Here is a 15,596-nt window from a genome sequence, read left to right as displayed (position 1 = left end):
TGAAGCGCTACGTCGCCCGACAGATCTTCCCCCTCATCACCGCAGCCCTGCCACCAGCGACAACGCCGACTCCCTCAACTTGACAAACATAGGGGCGTCGTCGCGCTCCATCGCCAACTCGGCGTTCTCCCTGCGCAGCCTGACCAGCTCGGCGCGTTCGTCCTCACCGAGACCGCCCGCGGCCGCCTCGCCGCGAGCCCGCCGATCCTGCGCCACCCAGTTGGCCAGAGTGCCGTCGTTGATCCCCAGATCCCGGGCGACCTGCGCGATCGGCTTGCCCGTCTCCCGCACGATCCGCACCGCGCCCTCACGGAACTCCCGGTCGAACCGTCTCCTCGTCTCAGCCATGACCATCTATCCCCTTAGGTCTAGCCTCCACGCTATCGGGGGAACCTCATGTACGTGATCACCGCGAAGTGGGTGTAGGCCGGCGCCTCCCGCCAGAGCGCCTCGCTCTCCCCGCTGGGATTCCGGTCGGTGTGCTGGAAGGTGTTGTACGCCGGCGATTCGGGGGCGGCGTTCCACCAGTCGTCCGGCGCGACCCGGTGGTACGGGTAGCGGACGCCCGGGTCCGGCGAGATGCCGTACATCGTCGGTCCGAAGGCGAAGACGCCGGTGGGGGTGGTGGGTACCCCCTCCACGTGCCGGTCGCTGAACCCGTCGCGGCCGATCCGGGCGGGCAGCTCGGACACCGGCTCCCATCGGTCGCCCGTCCTGACCAACGTCTCCAGGGTGGCGTGGCTCGGGCTCCGGTCGTCGTCGGTGACGATGACGACCTGGGTGCTGTCGCGCGGCAGCGTGGTCAGCAGGTGGGCGCGGTTGGCGACCCGTGCACGGGTACGGGATTCCGCGGTCATGCCGCTGATCATGGCAGCCGGCGCCGGGGACGGGTCAGGACCGGGTCCGCAACTCCCCGGTCCTGACCCCCAGCCGTCCGGCGTGGTAGCGGAATTCGCCGTTGCGAGCGCGGCAGGCGTGGCACGCCGCCAACGCCGGGCTCAACACGGCGAGCCGGCCCGCATGCACTCAGCTCCACGGTGCCCAACTACCGGACTTCGGCGCGTCCCCGACTCACCCCGAAGAGCCGTGAACGCGGGCCCAGGTTAGGCATCCCGCCGCAGGTCGGACAAGCTTTTGCGGGCCCGCGAGAATGTGATTGATACCAACGTTGAAATACGGCATGTCGACGTAACAGGGTCAGCCGGATTGTCGCTGTTTCTCATCGAAGCGACCGGTCCGCCCACCGACCCGTCGAGCCTCGGACCGGCCCGCTGCCACGGCCCCGGCGATCAGCGCGAGCGCGCCCAGATGCAGCAGTCGTACCCCACCGGGGGCCGGCATCGTCGGATACGGCAGCGCCGGCAGCACCGCCGCGCCGACGGCCGTGACGATCAGCGCCACCCCCCAGAAGACCGTGGGGCGCGCCGGTGGCGCCGGCGGTCGTACGCCGTCAAAGATCTCATGCCGGCTGGCGGCGCGCAGCGCCAGGCCGACCACGACGACCGCGCCGACCAGAGTGCTGAGCAGGTCGGCGAAGAACCACCAGTACATGCCGGTGAGCGCGTGCCAGTCCACGCCGAGGGCGCGCAGCCAGCGGTCGGTGTGGGTGACCCGGTCCCAGGCGACGTGGCTGGCCGCGCCGATCAGCGCTGAGCAGACCGTGACCTGCCAGGGGTGCCGGACGCCGCCGAGCGCGGCATGATCCCGCCAGGCGAAGGCCCGCTCGCCGGCAGGTGCACCGCGATCCCGGCGATCGTCCGGCGGACGATCCAGGTGTAGCCGAGCGCCACCGGCAGGCACCACCAGAGCAGCCCGCCCAGCGTGTGGGTCCGCAGCCCGAGGTCGTACCGGGTGCCGGTGAACAGGTAGGCCACGTCCGGCGACACCGCGCCGGTGGCCAGCGCCACCCCGTCGAACCAGTGCGGGCGCCACAGCTTCAGCGGCAGCACCGGAGCCAGGTGCGAGGGGAACGTCAGCGGCACGACCCGGACGTTACCGGCGGATCAGAAATGCCGGAGCAGGTCGGGGAAGGCGGCCAGCCGGACCACTCCGGTGTCGGTCGGGTCCAGCTCGTCGTGCTCCAGCACCCAGGTGTTCTCGTTGGGGATGAACACCGCGTTCAGGCCGGCGGCCCGGGCCGGCAGGATGTCCGACCGCGGGGAGTTGCCGATCATCCACCCGTCGGCCGGGTCGAACCCGTGCTCGGCGACCAGCCAGCGGTACGTGTCGACGTCCTTCTCCCGGACGATGTGCGCGGCCCGGAAGTGGCGCAGCAGACCCGAGGCGTCGAGCTTGCGCTGCTGCTCCTCCCGTTCCCCCTTGGTGAGCAGCAGCAGCTCGTGGCGGGTGGCGAGGTCGTCCAGCGTCTCCGCGACCCCCGGCATCAGCTCGACGGTGTGCCCGACCAGCGCCGCGGTCAGCTCGTCCAGCTCCCGGCGCTCCCGCTCCGTGGCCGGCCGCTCCCGCAGCCGCTCCAGGCAGTCCCCCAGGCTGCGCAGGAAGACCTTGCTGCCGTACCCGTGCGCCACCGCGTTGGCCCGCTCGATGTCGTCGAGCACGGCCCGGATCTCGGTCCGGTCCAGCGTGGGGTGGTCCAGCCAGGCGAGGAAGTCGTCGATCACCCGCTCGAAGAGGACGTTGTTCTCCCAGAGCGTGTCGTCGGCGTCGAAGATGAGCACCGTCGCCTCCCGGCGCTGCCGCATCGCGTTCCCCTTCCGTGTGCTGGACCGGGACACGCTACTGCGCCCCGGGCGGCCGGGACAGCCCAGTTTCCGGCGCGGCGCGCGGACGGTGCCGGGCGGGCGGGAAGGATCACCGGGGCCGGCCGGACGGCCGGTGCGAAGTGGCCGAACGCCGAGGCGCGGACGGCGGGAACCCGACTGCGCGTACCCGGCTGGGCGCGGCATGCTTCGGCCATGACGACCTCTCGTGATCATCCACACCAGACCCGGGGCCGGCCGGAGGGCCGGCGCCGGCGTCGCCGGAGAGCGGCCACCGGAGTGCTCGCCGCGCTCGTCGCGGCCGGCAGCGCCCTTCCCGCGACCCCGGCCCACGCGGTCAACGCCACGCACGCCACCGTGGTCAGCGCCGACCCGGCGAACTGGACGCCGCACGCGCTCGACGGCACCGTCTACCGGATCCTCCAGATCGGCAACCGGGTGTATCTCGCCGGGTCCTTCACCAAGGTCCGCAACGCGAACAACACCGCGCAGCTCGCCATGCCCCGGCTGGTGGCCTTCGACGCCACCACGGGCCGGATCGACACCACCTTCCGGCCCGTGGTCAACGGGACCGTGAAGGCGCTCGCCGCGTCGGCCGACGGCCGGTCGCTCTACATCGGCGGAGCGTTCACGACGGTGAACGGGGTGGCCGCACCGCGGGTGGCCCGGCTCGACGTGGCCACCGGGGCCCGGGTCGCCGGCTTCGCCCCGGCCGCGCTCAACAACCAGGTCAACGACGTGCGGCTGGTCGGCGGTCGGCTGATCGTGGGCGGCGCGTTCCAGACCGTGGCCGGGGTGGCCCGCCGAGGCCTGGCCGCGCTGAACGCGACCACCGGCGCCGCCGACCCGACGGTGAACCTGCGCCTGGAGGGGCCGCGGGTCACCACCAGCGGGGTCACCGCGCCGGTGAAGGTCGAGGCGCTGGACGTCTCCGCGGACGGCAGCCGGCTGGTCTTCGTGGGCAACTTCAGCTCGGTCGCCGGCCAGCCCCGCCACCAGCTCGCCGTGGCGGGGCTGACCGCCGCCGGCGTCACCCTCTCCGGGTGGTCGACCACCCGGTACCAGCCGCAGTGCGCGGCGAGCATGCCCACCTATCTGCGGGGGGTGGACATCTCGCCGGACGGCTCCTGGTTCGTCGCGGTCACCACCGGCGCCGCGTTCCCGGGCACACTCTGCGACGCGGCCTCCCGCTTCGAGTTCGGCGCGGAGACCGGCGGCAAGCAGCCGACCTGGGTGAACTACACCGGCGGGGACACCCTGCTCTCGGTGGCGATCACCGGCTCCGCGGTCTACGTCGGCGGGCACCAGCGCTGGCTGGACAACCCGCTCGGCCGCAACTCGGCCGGCGCCGGTGCGGTCTCCCGCCCCGGCATCGGCGCGATCCACCCGGTCACCGGCCGGGCCCTCGCCTGGAACCCGACGAAGGACCGGGGCGTCGGCACCGGCGAGCTGTACGCCACCGACCGGGGCCTCTTCGTCGGCAGCGACACCACCATGGTGGCCGGCGAGTACCACGCGCGGGTGGCCTTCTTCCCGCTGCCCTGAGCGGGCGGGCGCGGCGGCCGGGCGGCCGTCGCGCCCCGGCTCAGCGGCGCCGGGTGAGGATCAGGTCGCGACCAGCGCCGTCCAGCCGGTCTGGTGCCAGGCCCCCAGCCCGGCGCCGTTGTCGCCGTGGAAGTACTCCGGGAAGCAGATCAGGTCCCGCCAGTCCGGGTGGGTCTGGAAGAGCTGGGCCGCGCCGTAGATGGGGCGCCGGCCCCAGCCGTCCCGGGTGAAGAGCGAGATCAGCCGCGCGGAGAGGTCGTCGGCGATCTCGTCGAGCGTGTGCTTGCTCCCGGAGCGGGTCGGGTACTCGACCTGGAGGTCGTCGCCGAAGAAGGCCGCGTAGTCGCGCAGCGCGCTGATCAACAGGAAGTTGGTCGGCATCCAGATCGGGCCGCGCCAGTTGGAGTTGCCGCCGAACAGGCCGCTGGTCGACTCGGCCGGCTCGTAGCCGACGCTGAACTCCTGGCCGCCGAGGGTCACCGTGAACGGCTTGTCCAGGTGGGCGCGGCTGAGCGTGCGCAGGCCGTACTCGGAGAGGAACTCGTCGGTGTCCAGCATCCGGGCGAGCAGCCGGACCACCTGGTCCGGGCCGACCATGGAGAGCAGCCGCTGCTGCCGCCCGTCCGGGCCGAGCCGGCGGGCGCCGATCACGTCGGCGTACTCGGGGCGGTTGGTGAGGAACCAGCGCAGCCGGGCACCCAGCTCGGGCAGCCGGTGCAGGGTCTTCGCGGTGAGCCGGGTGGTCGCCGCGAGCGGCAGCAGCCCGACCACCGAGCGGACCTTCAGCGGCACCTGGCTGCCGTCGGCCAGCCGCAGCACGTCGTAGAAGAAGGCGTCCTCGTCGTCCCAGAGCCCCTGGTCGTACGCGGCCGCGGCGATGTACGCGAAGTGCTCGAAGAACTTCGTCGCGGTGTCCACGTACGCCCGGTCGTGCTCGGCCAGCACGATGGCCATGTCGAGCAGGTTCAGCGCGTACATGGCCATCCAGCCGGTGCCGTCGGACTGCTCGAGCACCCCGGCCACCGGCAGCGCGGCGGAGCGGTCGAACGGGCCGACGTTGTCCAGCCCGAGGAAGCCGCCCTCGAAGACGTTGTTGCCGCCGGTGTCCTTGCGGTTCACCCACCAGGTGAAGTTGAGCAGCAGCTTGTGCATCACCCGGGCGAGGAACTCGTGGTCGCGGGAGCCGTCGATCTCGAAGACCTTCAGCGCCGCCCAGGCGTGCACCGGCGGGTTCACGTCGCCGAACGCCCACTCGTACGCCGGGATCTGCCCGTTGGGGTGCAGGTACCACTCACGCAGCAGGAGCAGCAGCTGCTCCTTCGCGAAGCCGGGGTCGACCCGGGCGATGGTGACGCAGTGGAAGGCCAGGTCCCAGGCCGCGTACCAGGGGTACTCCCAAGGGTCCGGCATGGAGATCACGTCGAAGCTGGTCATGTGCCACCAGTGGCTGTTGCGCCCGTGCCGCCGACCGGCCGGCGGTGGCGTGGAGCCGGGGTCGCCCTCCAGCCACCGCTTGACGTCGAAGTGGTAGAACTGCTTGCCCCACATCACCCCGGCGATGGCCTGCCGGGCCACCAGCGCCTCGTCGGCGCTCGCGGCGGCCGGGACGACGCTGTCGAAGAACCGGTTCGCCTCGGCCCGCCGGGCCCAGAGCACCGCGTCGAAACCGTCGCCCAGCTCGGCCGGCGGCGGCGGGGCGGATGCCGGCGGCGGAGCGGTCCGGGTCAGCCGCAGCCGGATCTGCCGCTGGCCCCCGGCCGGCACGTCGAACACGTAGTGCAGCGCGCCCTTGGTCCCCTCCCGGTCCGGGTTGACCGTGGCCGCGCCGGCCACCACGTGGTCGTTGATCCCGTCCTTCGGGTACGCCGACCGGCCCGGCAGCCCCCAGAGCCGCTCGGCGTTGGTGTCGTTGTCGCAGAGCAGCGGGGTCGGCGCGCCGTCGCCCTCCAGCAGGACCTGGCCGAGCACCCAGTGCTCGCCGACCAGCCGGGCGCCGTCACCCACCAGTTTCGGCACCCGGTCGCCGCCGGGCAGCCCCCACGACCAGGTGTTGCGGAACCACAGCGTGGGCAGCACGTGCAGCCGCTCGGCCCGGTCGCCCCGGTTGGCGACCGTCACCAGGATGCACATGTCGCTCGGGGACGCCTTGGCGTAGTCGACGGTCACCGCCCAGTACCGGTCGTCGTCGAAGATCCCGGTGTCGACCAGCTCGTACTCGGTGTCGTCCCGGCCGCGCAGCGCGTTGACCGCCACCAGCTCGTCGTACGGGAAGGCGGCCTGCGGGTAGTGGTAGCGCCAGCGCATGAAGGAGTGGGTGGGGGTGGAGTCCTCGTACCACCAGTACTCCTTCACGTCCTCGCCGTGGTTGCCCCCGTCGCCGCCGAGGCCGAACATCCGCTCCTTGAGGATCGGGTCCTTCCCGTTCCAGAGGGCGAGGGCGAAGCAGAATGTCTGCCGGTCGTCGCAGACGCCGGCCATGCCGTCCTCGTTCCACCGGTAGGCTCGGGACCGCGCGTGATCGTGGGGGAAGTAGTCCCACGCCGTGCCGTGTTCGCTGTAGTCCTCCCGTACCGTCCCCCACGCCCGCTCGGACAGATAGGGACCCCATGCGCGCCAGTCCTGCTCGCCGGCATCGGCCTGGGCGAGCCGGAGCCGCTCGGGGTCGGGGGCAGCGGAGGTCGGACGGTCAGTGATCACCTGCACATCTTCGACGCCGCCGGGGTACTTCACCACAGCGGCCATTCTCGTCGTGGCGTGCGGCACGCCGCCCCGGGTGGAGGAAAGATGAACGGGATTCGCTTCGGTCCGCAGGTCTGCGGCGACCTCGACGCCGGGTCGACCCGGGAGTGGCTGCTCCCCGACGGGCGGGGCGGCTACGCCATGGGCACGGTCAGCGGGCTGCGTACCCGCCGCTACCACGGGCTGCTGGTGGCGGCCGGGGAAACGCCGGCGACCCGCCGGATGGGGCTGGTCAGCCTCGACCCGGCGGTCACCCTACCGTCGGGGGCGCGGGTGCGCCTCGGCGCGCACGAGTGGGCCTCCGGCGACGTCGACCCGCGCGGCTTCGAGCTGCTGGAGCAGTTCGCCCTGGTCGACGGGGTGCCGCGCTGGCGCTGGCGGATCGGTGACGTGGTGATCGAGCGGGAGATCGCCATGGCGTACGGCCGGTCCTGCGTGGCGGTGGTGCACCGGCTGGTGTCGGGCGGCCCGGTCCGGCTGGACCTGGCGGCGGCCTGCACCTGGCGGGACGCGCACGGCGAGCGGCGGGCCGACGGCCGACGCCCCGGCTGGAGCCGGCCGCCGGCGGGGCGGTGGTCGAGGGGGCGTTCCGGCTGGTCGGGCCGGACTGGCGCCTGAGGGGAAGTGGTGGCTGGGGGTGCGCCACGCGAGGAGGCGGCCCGCGGGCTCAACCCGGACGAGGACCTCTGGTACGCGGGCCGCTTCGCCGGCGCGCTGGACCGCCCGGGCGACACGGTGTCGGTGCTGGCCTGGGCCGACGACCTGACCGACCACCCGCCCGCGGCGACCGCGCTGGTCGAGGCGGCGCGGCGGCGCAACCGGGAGGTGGTGGCCGCGGCGAAGCCGGCCGACCCGGCGGCGGCGACCCTCGCCCTGGCCGCCGACGCGTTCGTGGTGCGCACGGCCGCCGGCCCCGACGTGGTCGCCGGCTACCCGTGGTTCGGCGCCTGGTCACGGGACACCATGACCTCGTACGAGGGGCTGTTCCTCCGCACCAACCGGGCCGACGAGGGGCGGGAGCTGCTGCGGGCGTACGCGGCGACGCTGTCCGAGGGGATGCTGGCGAACACCGCCGACACCGGCCGGGTGGAGTACAACACGGTCGACGCGACGCTGTGGTTCCTGCACGCGGTGAGCCGGCACGTCACCGCCACCGGCGACACCGACCTCGCCGGCGAGCTGCTGCCCGCGCTGCACGCCGTGGTCGAGGCGCACCTGGCCGGCACCCGGTACGGCATCGCGGTCGACCCGGCCGACGGGCTGCTCACCCAGGGCGGCCCGCCGGACACCGCGCTGACCTGGATGGACGCCCGGGTATGCGGGGTGCCGGTGACGCCGCGTACCGGCAAGCCGGTGGAGGTCAACGCGCTCTGGGTGAACGGGCTGGCCGGCCTGGCCGAGCTGACCGAGCTGGTCGGCCGGGACGCCACCGCGCTGTGGGGGCTGCACTCGAAGGCGACCACGGCGTTCCGGAAGCGGTTCCCGGCGCCGGTGGGCTGGCTGCACGACGTGGTGGACGCGCCGGCCCCGGCGTACCCGCTGGGCGGGGCCCCGCACCACGACGACGACCTGCTCCGCCCGAACCAGCTGCTCGCCTGGTCGCTGCCGTACGCCCCGCTGGAGCCGGACGAGGCGACGCTGCGCCGAATCACCGCCGCGCTGTTCACCCCGCTCGGGCCGTGCAGCCTCTCCCCCGACTCGCCGGGTTTCGTCGGCCGGCACCGGGGCGGTCCGGCGGAGCGGGACGGGGCCTACCACCAGGGCACCGTGTGGCCGTGGCTGATCGGGCCGCTGGTCGACGCGTACCGGCGGGCCGGGCTGCCCACCGACGATCTTCTGGTCGGACTCGAGGGGCATCTGGGCGAGTACGGGCTGGGATCGGTGAGCGAGACGGCCGACGCCCTCGCCCCGCACGGCGCGACCGGCTGCCCGTTCCAGGCGTGGTCGGTCGCCGAGCTGTTGCGCGTCCGGCGGGCCGGATAGGCACGCGTTACACACCGGCAACCACCGCGTCTCCGCTGGTTATCGACCGGTCGGCAGGATTGGCCTCGACCCACCCGAGACGGCCGGCATCCGGTGTGGTGCCCGCCGCCGCGTGGTGCGGGAACAACTCAAAGGGGGCCGCATGTCACCTGACGCCGACGTGATCGACATCCACCCCGCCCGGCACCAGCGGGTGCTGATCCTCTCCTGGGAGTACCCGCCCGTGCTCGTCGGTGGACTCGGCCGCCACGTGCACGCCCTCTCCGTCGCTCTGGCCGTCGCCGGCCACGAGGTCACCGTGGTCACCCGGCACGCCGAGGGCGCCCCGCTGGAGGAGTACGCCGACGGCGTCCGGATCCTCCGGGCCGCCGAGGACCCGGTCGCCTTCCCGCTCGCCACCGGCTCCCTGCTGGCCTGGACGATGGCGTTCAACCACACCCTCACCCGCACCGCCCTGCGGGCCGCCGGGTCCGGCGGGTACGACGTGATCCACGCCCACGACTGGCTGGTCGCGCACTCCGCGGTCACCCTCGCCGAACACCTCGACCTGCCGCTGGTCACCACCATCCACGCCACCGAGGCCGGCCGGCACCAGGGCTGGCTGCCTGCGGAGATGAACCGCACCATCCACGGCGTCGAGCACTGGCTGAGCAACGCCTCGGCCCGGGTGATCGCCTGCTCCGGTTACATGCGGGACCAGGTGGCCCGGCTCTTCGACGTGCCGACCGGGCGGATCGACGTGGTCCCCAACGGGGTCGACCACCGGGCCTGGCACGCCCGCCCGCGGACGGTCGCCTCCGCCCGGGCCCGCTACGCCGGCGACGGCCCGCTGATCGGGTACGCCGGCCGGCTGGTCTACGAGAAGGGCGTGCAGCACCTGGTGCACGCGGTGCCGTACCTGCGGGACCGGCACCCGGGGCTGCGGGTGGTCATCGCCGGGGACGGGCCGTACCGGGAGGAGCTGGTCGCCGAGGCGCGGCGGCTGCACCTCGGCGACACCGTGCGCTTCGCGGGCTTCATGGACGCCACCCAGCTGCCGGCGGTGCTCGCCGCGACCGACGCGACCGTGATCCCCAGCCTCTACGAGCCGTTCGGCATGATCGCCCTGGAGGCGGCGGCCGCCGGAGCCCCCCTCGCGGTGGCGAGCACCGGCGGGCTGGCCGAGATCGTCGAGCCCGGCGTCACCGGGGTGACCTTCCCGCACAGCGACCCCGGCGCGCTCGGCGGCGCGGTCGACCAGCTCCTCGGCGACGAGGTCTTCGCCCGCCGGGTCGCCCGCCGGGCCCGCACCATGGTGGCCGAGCGGTACGGCTGGTCCACCATCGCCGCGCACACCGCGGCCAGCTACGCGGCCGCCCGCCGGGAGCACGGGGCGTTCCAGGCCCGGCGGGCCGCCGCCGTGCTGGCCGGTGGCCGGCCCGCCATCGCCATCCCGGACGGGAATCTGCTGACCGGGGCCGCCAGCTGACCCGGAGCGGCCCTGACGACCGACAGGTCACACCCGACCCGTTGGCTACGGTGGACGTCGACCAGCGGTGAGGAGAACCGTGCGGCAGGTAGTGATCGCCGGCCGGTACCGCCTGCTCGAGCTGGTCGGACGCGGCGGAATGGGGCGGGTCTGGCTCGCCCGGGACGAGATGCCGCACCGCGAGGTGGCGGTGAACCGCGCGGTTGAAGCCGCCACCGCCGCAGATGCGTCGCGTGAAGACGATGCAGGCGTACCGGTTCGCCCTGGACCTGACGCCGTCGCAGGAGCGGGCCGCGCTGGCCCGCCGCGTCGAGGCGGGCGCGGCGCGGATCCTGTCCGCGACGGTGCGCCGTGACGGCGGACGCTGGTACGTGGCGTTCACCTGCGAGGTGCAGCGCGCTGACCGCGTCCCGACTCACCCGCGCCGAACGGGGAGAACCTGGACGCCCTGCGGCTCCTCCAGGCGAAGGCCGGCGCCTGGACGTTCGGCTGGACCACCCTGGACGGTGACTGGGCCGCGGCGGGCGCCGACCTGACCCGCGTCCGGCAGAGCTTCCAGCCGGGCGGCCCGGCCGGCTCGCCGGGCTGACCGCCTGCCGCTCGCCCACCACGGATGAGAAAACACCGACCGCTGACTATCGTGTACGGGGAGTGGCCGAGGGGGCGCCGAGGTGCTGCAGTTGCTGGTCGCCGGGCGTTACCGGCTGCTCGACCAGGTCGGGTCCGGTGGCATGGGCCGGGTCTGGCGGGCCCGCGACGAGATGCTGCACCGGGACGTGGCGGTGAAGGAGGTCGTCCCACCCGGCTGGCTGACCGAATCGGAACGGGACGAGTTGCGGCTGCGGACGCTGCGCGAGGCGCGTACCGCCGCCCGGCTGAACCACCCGAACGTGGTCCGCATCTACGACGTGGTGCACGACCGGGGCAGCCCCTGGATCGTCATGGAGTACGTGCCGTCCCGTTCGCTGCAGGAACTCCTGGACACGGACGGACCGCTGCCGCCCCGGCGGACCGCCGAGATCGGGCTGGCGGTGCTGGCCGCGCTGCGCGCCGCACACGCCGCCGGCGTGCTGCACCGCGACGTCAAGCCGCACAACGTCCTCGTCGCCCACGACGGCCGGGTGGTGCTGACCGACTTCGGGCTGGCCACGTTCGTCGGCGGGGACGGGGCGATGACCGGGCCCGGGATGGTGCTCGGCTCACCGCACTTCGTCGCCCCGGAGCGGGCCCGGGACGGGATCTCCGACCCGCGTACCGACCTGTGGTCGCTCGGGGCGACGCTCTACGCGGCGGTGGAGGGGCGGTCCCCGTACGCCCGGGCCAGCGCGATGGCGACGCTGAGCGCGCTGGCCACCGATCCGCCCGACCCGATGCGCCGGGCCGGCCCGCTGCGGCCGGCGCTGGCGGGGCTGTTGCAGCACCGAGGCCGTCGATCGGCTGGCCGAGCGCGTTGACCACGCGGCCGAGGAAGGCGTCGCCGACCGGCACCGAGAGCACCGGCCGGTGCGCTTGACGCGCTGCCCCTCCTCCAGCTTCGCGGAGTCACCGAGAACGACGACACCGATCTCCCGGACGTCGAGGTTCAGCGCCACGCCGAGCGTGCCGTCCTCGAACTCCAGGAGCTCGTTGGTCATGGTCGAGGGCAGGCCCTCGACGTGGGCGATGCCGTCACCGGTGTCGGCGACGGTGCCGACCTCCTCGCGGGAGACGTCGGTCGAGTAGGAGGAGACGTAGCGCTCCAGGGCGCCACGGATCTCCTCCGTCGAGATGGTCAGCTCGGCCATCCTCTGCTTCCTTAAATTTCAGGGGCCCGGGATACCTAGTACCGACCGGTCCGATGGCGTCGTATCAGGGCTAGGGAGGCGCTGGTCAGCGCTTCGCGAGCGCGTTGCGGGTCTCGTTGAGGCGGCGCAGGACGGTGCCGTCGTACAGATCGGAGCCGACCCGCACGCTCACCCCACCGAGCACCTCGGGGTTCACCGTCTGCTTGACGGAAACCTCTCGACCGTACATCTCCGAGAGGCGGGCACCCAGGCGTCGCTCCTCCTCGTCACTCAACGGAGCCGCCACGGTCACGTACGCGACCTGACGGTCCCGCCGGTCGGCGGCCAGCTCGACCAGCCGGGTGAGCGCGCCGGTGAAGGAGCGTCCCCCGAACCCGCCGAGCGCGGCCTCGACGAGGCGGACGGTGACCGGGCGGGCCTGCCCGGCGAGCAGGTCACGGGCCAGGGTGGCCCGCCGCTCGACCGGGGCGATCGGGTCGGAGAGCGCGTTGGAGAGCGCCGACTGACCGGAGACGACCTGACCGAAGCGGAACAGCTCGTCCTCGACCTCGCCGAGGTCGCCGGCCTTGTCAGCGCTCGCGAGCAGCGCCTCGACGCCCAGCCGCTCGGTGCCGTCGAGCAGTTCCGACGGCGCCGACCAGCGGCCGGAGACGAGCGAGGCGAGCAGGTCCAGCGCCTCAGCGCCGATCTTGCCCCGCAGCATCTCGCCGAGCAGGCCGGAGCGGTCGGCACCGGACCGGGCCGGGTCGGAGAGCGCCCGGCGCAGCCGCGGCTCGCGCCGCAGCAGCGTCGCGACGGAGAGGATGTCGTCGGCGGTGGAGGCCACCGCCGACGGCTCCGCGCCGCGGGCGTACGCGTCGAGGCGCTCGGCCGCGATCTTGTACGACTCCCGGCTGGCGGCCTGCATCAGCGGGCCCCCGCGCTCTCGAGACCGCTCAGGAACCGGTCCACGGTGCCCTTGCGCCGCGCCTCGTCGGCGAGCGACTCGCCGACGATCTTGCTGGCCAGGTCCACCGCGATGGTGCCGACCTCGGTGCGCAGCTCGCGCACGATGGTAGCCCGCTCGGCGGCGAGCTGCTCCTTGCCGGCCGCGATGATCCGGTCGGACTCTTCCCGCGCCTTGGCGAGGATGTCCTGGCGGATGCCCTCGGCGTCGGCCCGGGCGTCGTCCCGGATCTTGGCGGCGTCGGTACGCGCCTCGGCGAGCTGCGCCCGGTACTGCTCGAGCAGCTGGTTGGCCTCGGCCTGGGCGGCCTCGGCGCGCTTGATGCCGCCCTCGATCGCGTCGACCCGGGCCTGGAACGTCTGCTCCATGCGCGGGAAGACGAACTTCATCAGCACGAAGCAGAGCACGATGAAGGCGATCCCACCGACCACGACCTCCTGCCACAGCGGGATGATCGGGTTATGGGTCGTCTCACCACCCTCAGCGGCGAGGAAGAACATGGGAAAACCTCCCGGTCAGAGGGGCTGGATCAGGCGCCGGCCCAGATGAAGCCGAAGGCGATGCCCAGCAGCGCCAGGGCCTCGATGACGGCGAAGCCGATCCAGACGTACGGCAGGGTCATCCGGGACGACTCCGGCTGGCGGGCGGTCGACTGGATGTAGGCGGCGAAGACCAGGCCGACACCGATGCCCGGGCCGATGGCCGCGAGACCGTAGCCGATGGCGGCGGTGCTGCCCTCTACCGCGGCGTAGATGTCCATTAGTGGGTTCCTCCTGGTTATCACGCGTGACGGTCACGCGGGACGACAACTGTTGGTGCGAGAGTGGATCAGTGTTCCTCGGCGAGCGCGCCCTGCACGTAGCTGGCGGTCAGCACGGTGAAGACGTACGCCTGCAGGACGATCACCAGGAACTCGAGGAAGGTGAGCGCGATGGTCATCACCCAGGACAGCACCGAGACCGGTGCCAGCCAGGCGTTGGCGCTGAGCATCGCGAAGCCGCCGAGCGTGAAGACCAGCAGGAGCATGTGGCCGGCGAACATGTTCGCGAAGAGACGGACGGCCAGCGAGAACGGCCGGACCAGGAAGGTCGAGAAGAACTCGATCGGGATCAGCAGCGGCAGGATGTACCAGGGCGCCGGCGGGATGAGCGAGTTCCTGAAGTACTTGACGAAGCCGTGGTGCCGGATGCCGATGTAGTTGAACAGCACGTAGCTGATCACGGCGAGGAAGGCCGGGAAGGCGATGTGCGAGTTCGGCGAGATCTGGAAGAACGGGATGATCGCGAACGCGTTCGTCAGCAGGACGAAGCAGAACAGCGTGGTGAAGTACGGCGCGAACCGCACCCCCGCGTGCCCGATCATGTCGACCGCGATGTTGTTCCGCACGAAGCCGTAGATCGACTCGGCGAACCACTGCTTCTTCGTCGGCACCAGCTGCGGCTTCCGGTAGCTGGCCAGGAAGAAGATGATCAGGACGCCGACGGCGATCCAGACCATGGCTGTGACCTTGGTGAACCAGTACGTGTCGTGCGCACCCCAGGGCAGGATGCTGGGCAGGTAGAAGTCCTCCACTTTGGGTGGGAATTCCGCCTGGCCCGCTGCCAGGACGTTCGCCTGTCCGAACACCGCGTCCCTTCCTAAGTAGGCGTGCCGAGTCGGCGGACGACCAGGATGATTCCCCCGGCCATGCCGAGCACGACGCCGATACCGGTGGCGATGCCGCCGGAATCGAGCCACTGGTCGACCAGCCAGCCGATGAAACCCCAGACGAGCATGCCCCCGATGAGGTACGAGAGCGCGGTCCAACCCTGGCCGGCACCGGACGGAACGTCGCCTGTGCCGCCAGTGCTGGGGGGTTTCTGGTCACCGGCCATGACGGGGCGAACGATATCAGTCGAGTGGACGAGGCTGTGCCTCACCCCCCGCACAACCAAGTTGTGTGGGACACGGGCGGGCGAAGTCGTCTGGAGGCACGCTACTCCCCTCTGGCCACTGAGAGAATGACCGATCGCGGACACACCGGCGTGCCGTCCGAAAGCTGGGACTGTGGTGGCCGGCGACCGCGTCGCTCAGTTGTGGACGCGGCGGGCGTGCACCGTGGTCAGCCACCAGATGTGCACGCCGGTCCAGACCGTCACCCCGGCGGCGATGCCCAGGCAGAGCGGGATCAGCCCCGACCAGCCGGTCGACGCCACCCCGATCATCACCGCGCCGAGCAGGGTGAACTTCGCCGCGTAGAGACCCAGCCCGAAGGGCAGCACGAGCTGCGGGTCGCGGGCGTCGGCCCAGGCCAGCACGACCGTGGTGAGGGTGTAGCTGACCGCGGTGACGGCCACCCCGGCCGCCGCGCCCAGCGCGGCGTCCGCCCCGCCGGTCACCCCGCCGACCACCGCGGCGAGCGCGCCCAGCAC

At 72.6% G+C, this 15,596-nt stretch carries 14 protein-coding genes and 4 pseudogenes; 5 read left to right on the top strand and 13 right to left on the bottom strand.

The window, feature by feature from the left end:
* Positions 1-36: 36 nt before the first annotated feature.
* The 5 genes from JNW87_RS21550 to JNW87_RS21535 form a co-directional block, all read right to left on the bottom strand.
* Positions 37-348: a transposase gene (locus tag JNW87_RS21550; protein ID WP_161557755.1), complete on the bottom strand. Its 312-nt coding sequence runs from the start codon at positions 346-348 to the stop codon at positions 37-39.
* Between the two features lie 32 nt (positions 349-380).
* On the bottom strand, positions 381-857 hold the full coding sequence (locus JNW87_RS21545) for a hypothetical protein (protein ID WP_146230972.1): 477 nt from the start codon (positions 855-857) through the stop codon (positions 381-383).
* Between the two features lie 340 nt (positions 858-1,197).
* Positions 1,198-1,644 carry a DUF4184 family protein gene (locus JNW87_RS39670; RefSeq protein ID WP_309234013.1) on the bottom strand — a complete coding sequence of 149 codons (447 nt, stop codon included), beginning with the start codon at positions 1,642-1,644 and terminating at the stop codon, positions 1,198-1,200.
* Positions 1,644-1,982: a DUF4184 family protein gene (locus JNW87_RS39665; RefSeq protein WP_309234012.1), complete on the bottom strand. Its 339-nt coding sequence runs from the start codon at positions 1,980-1,982 to the stop codon at positions 1,644-1,646. The genes JNW87_RS39670 and JNW87_RS39665 overlap by 1 nt, the downstream gene beginning before the upstream one ends.
* A 21-nt stretch (positions 1,983-2,003) precedes the next feature.
* The gene (locus tag JNW87_RS21535; protein ID WP_109800021.1) at positions 2,004-2,702 is read right to left on the bottom strand and encodes an HAD family hydrolase; all 699 of its coding nucleotides are present in this window, start codon (positions 2,700-2,702) and stop codon (positions 2,004-2,006) included.
* A gap of 213 nt (positions 2,703-2,915) precedes the next feature.
* Between JNW87_RS21535 and JNW87_RS21530 the strand changes: the two genes are divergently transcribed.
* A complete protein-coding gene (locus tag JNW87_RS21530) occupies positions 2,916-4,265 on the top strand; it encodes a hypothetical protein (protein ID WP_236647303.1) in 1,350 nt (449 codons plus the stop codon).
* 40 nt (positions 4,266-4,305) lie between these two features.
* On the opposite strand, the pseudogene JNW87_RS21525 reads toward JNW87_RS21530, so the two are convergent.
* A pseudogene (locus tag JNW87_RS21525) lies at positions 4,306-7,007 on the bottom strand (glucosidase).
* 42 nt (positions 7,008-7,049) lie between these two features.
* On the opposite strand from JNW87_RS21525, the pseudogene JNW87_RS21515 reads away from it, so the two are divergent.
* The 4 genes and pseudogenes from JNW87_RS21515 to JNW87_RS21500 form a co-directional block, all read left to right on the top strand.
* Positions 7,050-8,987, top strand: a pseudogene (locus JNW87_RS21515) (amylo-alpha-1,6-glucosidase).
* A gap of 142 nt (positions 8,988-9,129) precedes the next feature.
* Positions 9,130-10,455, top strand: coding sequence for a glycosyltransferase family 4 protein (locus JNW87_RS21510; protein WP_109800017.1), 1,326 nt, complete (start codon positions 9,130-9,132; stop codon positions 10,453-10,455).
* A gap of 233 nt (positions 10,456-10,688) precedes the next feature.
* Complete coding sequence (locus tag JNW87_RS21505; RefSeq protein WP_238454281.1) at positions 10,689-10,991, top strand: hypothetical protein; 303 nt, start codon at positions 10,689-10,691, stop codon at positions 10,989-10,991.
* Between the two features lie 195 nt (positions 10,992-11,186).
* Positions 11,187-11,873: pseudogene (locus JNW87_RS21500) on the top strand (serine/threonine-protein kinase); the annotation flags it as partial.
* A gap of 1 nt (position 11,874) precedes the next feature.
* Here JNW87_RS21500 and JNW87_RS21495 read toward each other — a convergent pair.
* From JNW87_RS21495 to JNW87_RS21465, 7 genes and pseudogenes are all read right to left on the bottom strand, one after another.
* Positions 11,875-12,239 (bottom strand): annotated as a pseudogene (locus JNW87_RS21495) (F0F1 ATP synthase subunit alpha); the annotation flags it as partial.
* 85 nt (positions 12,240-12,324) lie between these two features.
* Positions 12,325-13,146: a F0F1 ATP synthase subunit delta gene (locus JNW87_RS21490; protein WP_109800234.1), complete on the bottom strand. Its 822-nt coding sequence runs from the start codon at positions 13,144-13,146 to the stop codon at positions 12,325-12,327.
* Positions 13,146-13,685 (bottom strand): F0F1 ATP synthase subunit B, encoded by a 540-nt coding sequence (locus JNW87_RS21485; protein ID WP_109800235.1) that lies wholly within the window; start codon positions 13,683-13,685, stop codon positions 13,146-13,148. The genes JNW87_RS21490 and JNW87_RS21485 overlap by 1 nt, the downstream gene beginning before the upstream one ends.
* Before the next feature lie 29 nt (positions 13,686-13,714).
* On the bottom strand, positions 13,715-13,945 hold the full coding sequence (locus tag JNW87_RS21480) for an ATP synthase F0 subunit C (RefSeq protein ID WP_109800236.1): 231 nt from the start codon (positions 13,943-13,945) through the stop codon (positions 13,715-13,717).
* 68 nt (positions 13,946-14,013) lie between these two features.
* Positions 14,014-14,811, bottom strand: a complete 798-nt coding sequence (gene atpB, locus JNW87_RS21475) for a F0F1 ATP synthase subunit A (RefSeq protein ID WP_109800237.1) — start codon at positions 14,809-14,811, stop codon at positions 14,014-14,016.
* Positions 14,812-14,822: 11 nt separating this feature from the next.
* Entirely contained in the window at positions 14,823-15,059 is a 237-nt protein-coding gene (locus tag JNW87_RS21470) for an AtpZ/AtpI family protein (RefSeq protein ID WP_109800244.1), read from the bottom strand.
* A 195-nt stretch (positions 15,060-15,254) separates the two neighbouring features.
* The coding region (locus tag JNW87_RS21465; RefSeq protein ID WP_238454278.1) for a hypothetical protein at positions 15,255-15,596 on the bottom strand (342 nt) is incomplete at its 5' end.

Origin of the sequence: Micromonospora sp. ATA51 (assembly GCF_016802855.1) — a bacterium.
GTDB classification, from domain to species: Bacteria; Actinomycetota; Actinomycetes; order Mycobacteriales; family Micromonosporaceae; genus Micromonospora; species Micromonospora sicca.
This window is presented reverse-complemented; position numbering and strand designations above follow the sequence as displayed.

What these genes read in the sequence shown, in the direction of transcription:
- JNW87_RS21550 (WP_161557755.1), bottom strand. Translation starts at nt 348, where the DNA reads ATGGCTGAGACGAGGAGACGGTTCGACCGGGAGTTCCGTGAGGGCGCG.
- JNW87_RS21545 (WP_146230972.1), bottom strand. Translation starts at nt 857, where the DNA reads ATGACCGCGGAATCCCGTACCCGTGCACGGGTCGCCAACCGCGCCCAC.
- JNW87_RS21535 (WP_109800021.1), bottom strand. Translation starts at nt 2,702, where the DNA reads ATGCGGCAGCGCCGGGAGGCGACGGTGCTCATCTTCGACGCCGACGAC.
- JNW87_RS21530 (WP_236647303.1), top strand. Translation starts at nt 2,916, where the DNA reads ATGACGACCTCTCGTGATCATCCACACCAGACCCGGGGCCGGCCGGAG.
- JNW87_RS21510 (WP_109800017.1), top strand. Translation starts at nt 9,130, where the DNA reads ATGTCACCTGACGCCGACGTGATCGACATCCACCCCGCCCGGCACCAG.
- JNW87_RS21490 (WP_109800234.1), bottom strand. Translation starts at nt 13,146, where the DNA reads ATGCAGGCCGCCAGCCGGGAGTCGTACAAGATCGCGGCCGAGCGCCTC.
- JNW87_RS21485 (WP_109800235.1), bottom strand. Translation starts at nt 13,685, where the DNA reads ATGTTCTTCCTCGCCGCTGAGGGTGGTGAGACGACCCATAACCCGATC.
- JNW87_RS21480 (WP_109800236.1), bottom strand. Translation starts at nt 13,945, where the DNA reads ATGGACATCTACGCCGCGGTAGAGGGCAGCACCGCCGCCATCGGCTAC.
- JNW87_RS21470 (WP_109800244.1), bottom strand. Translation starts at nt 15,059, where the DNA reads ATGGCCGGTGACCAGAAACCCCCCAGCACTGGCGGCACAGGCGACGTT.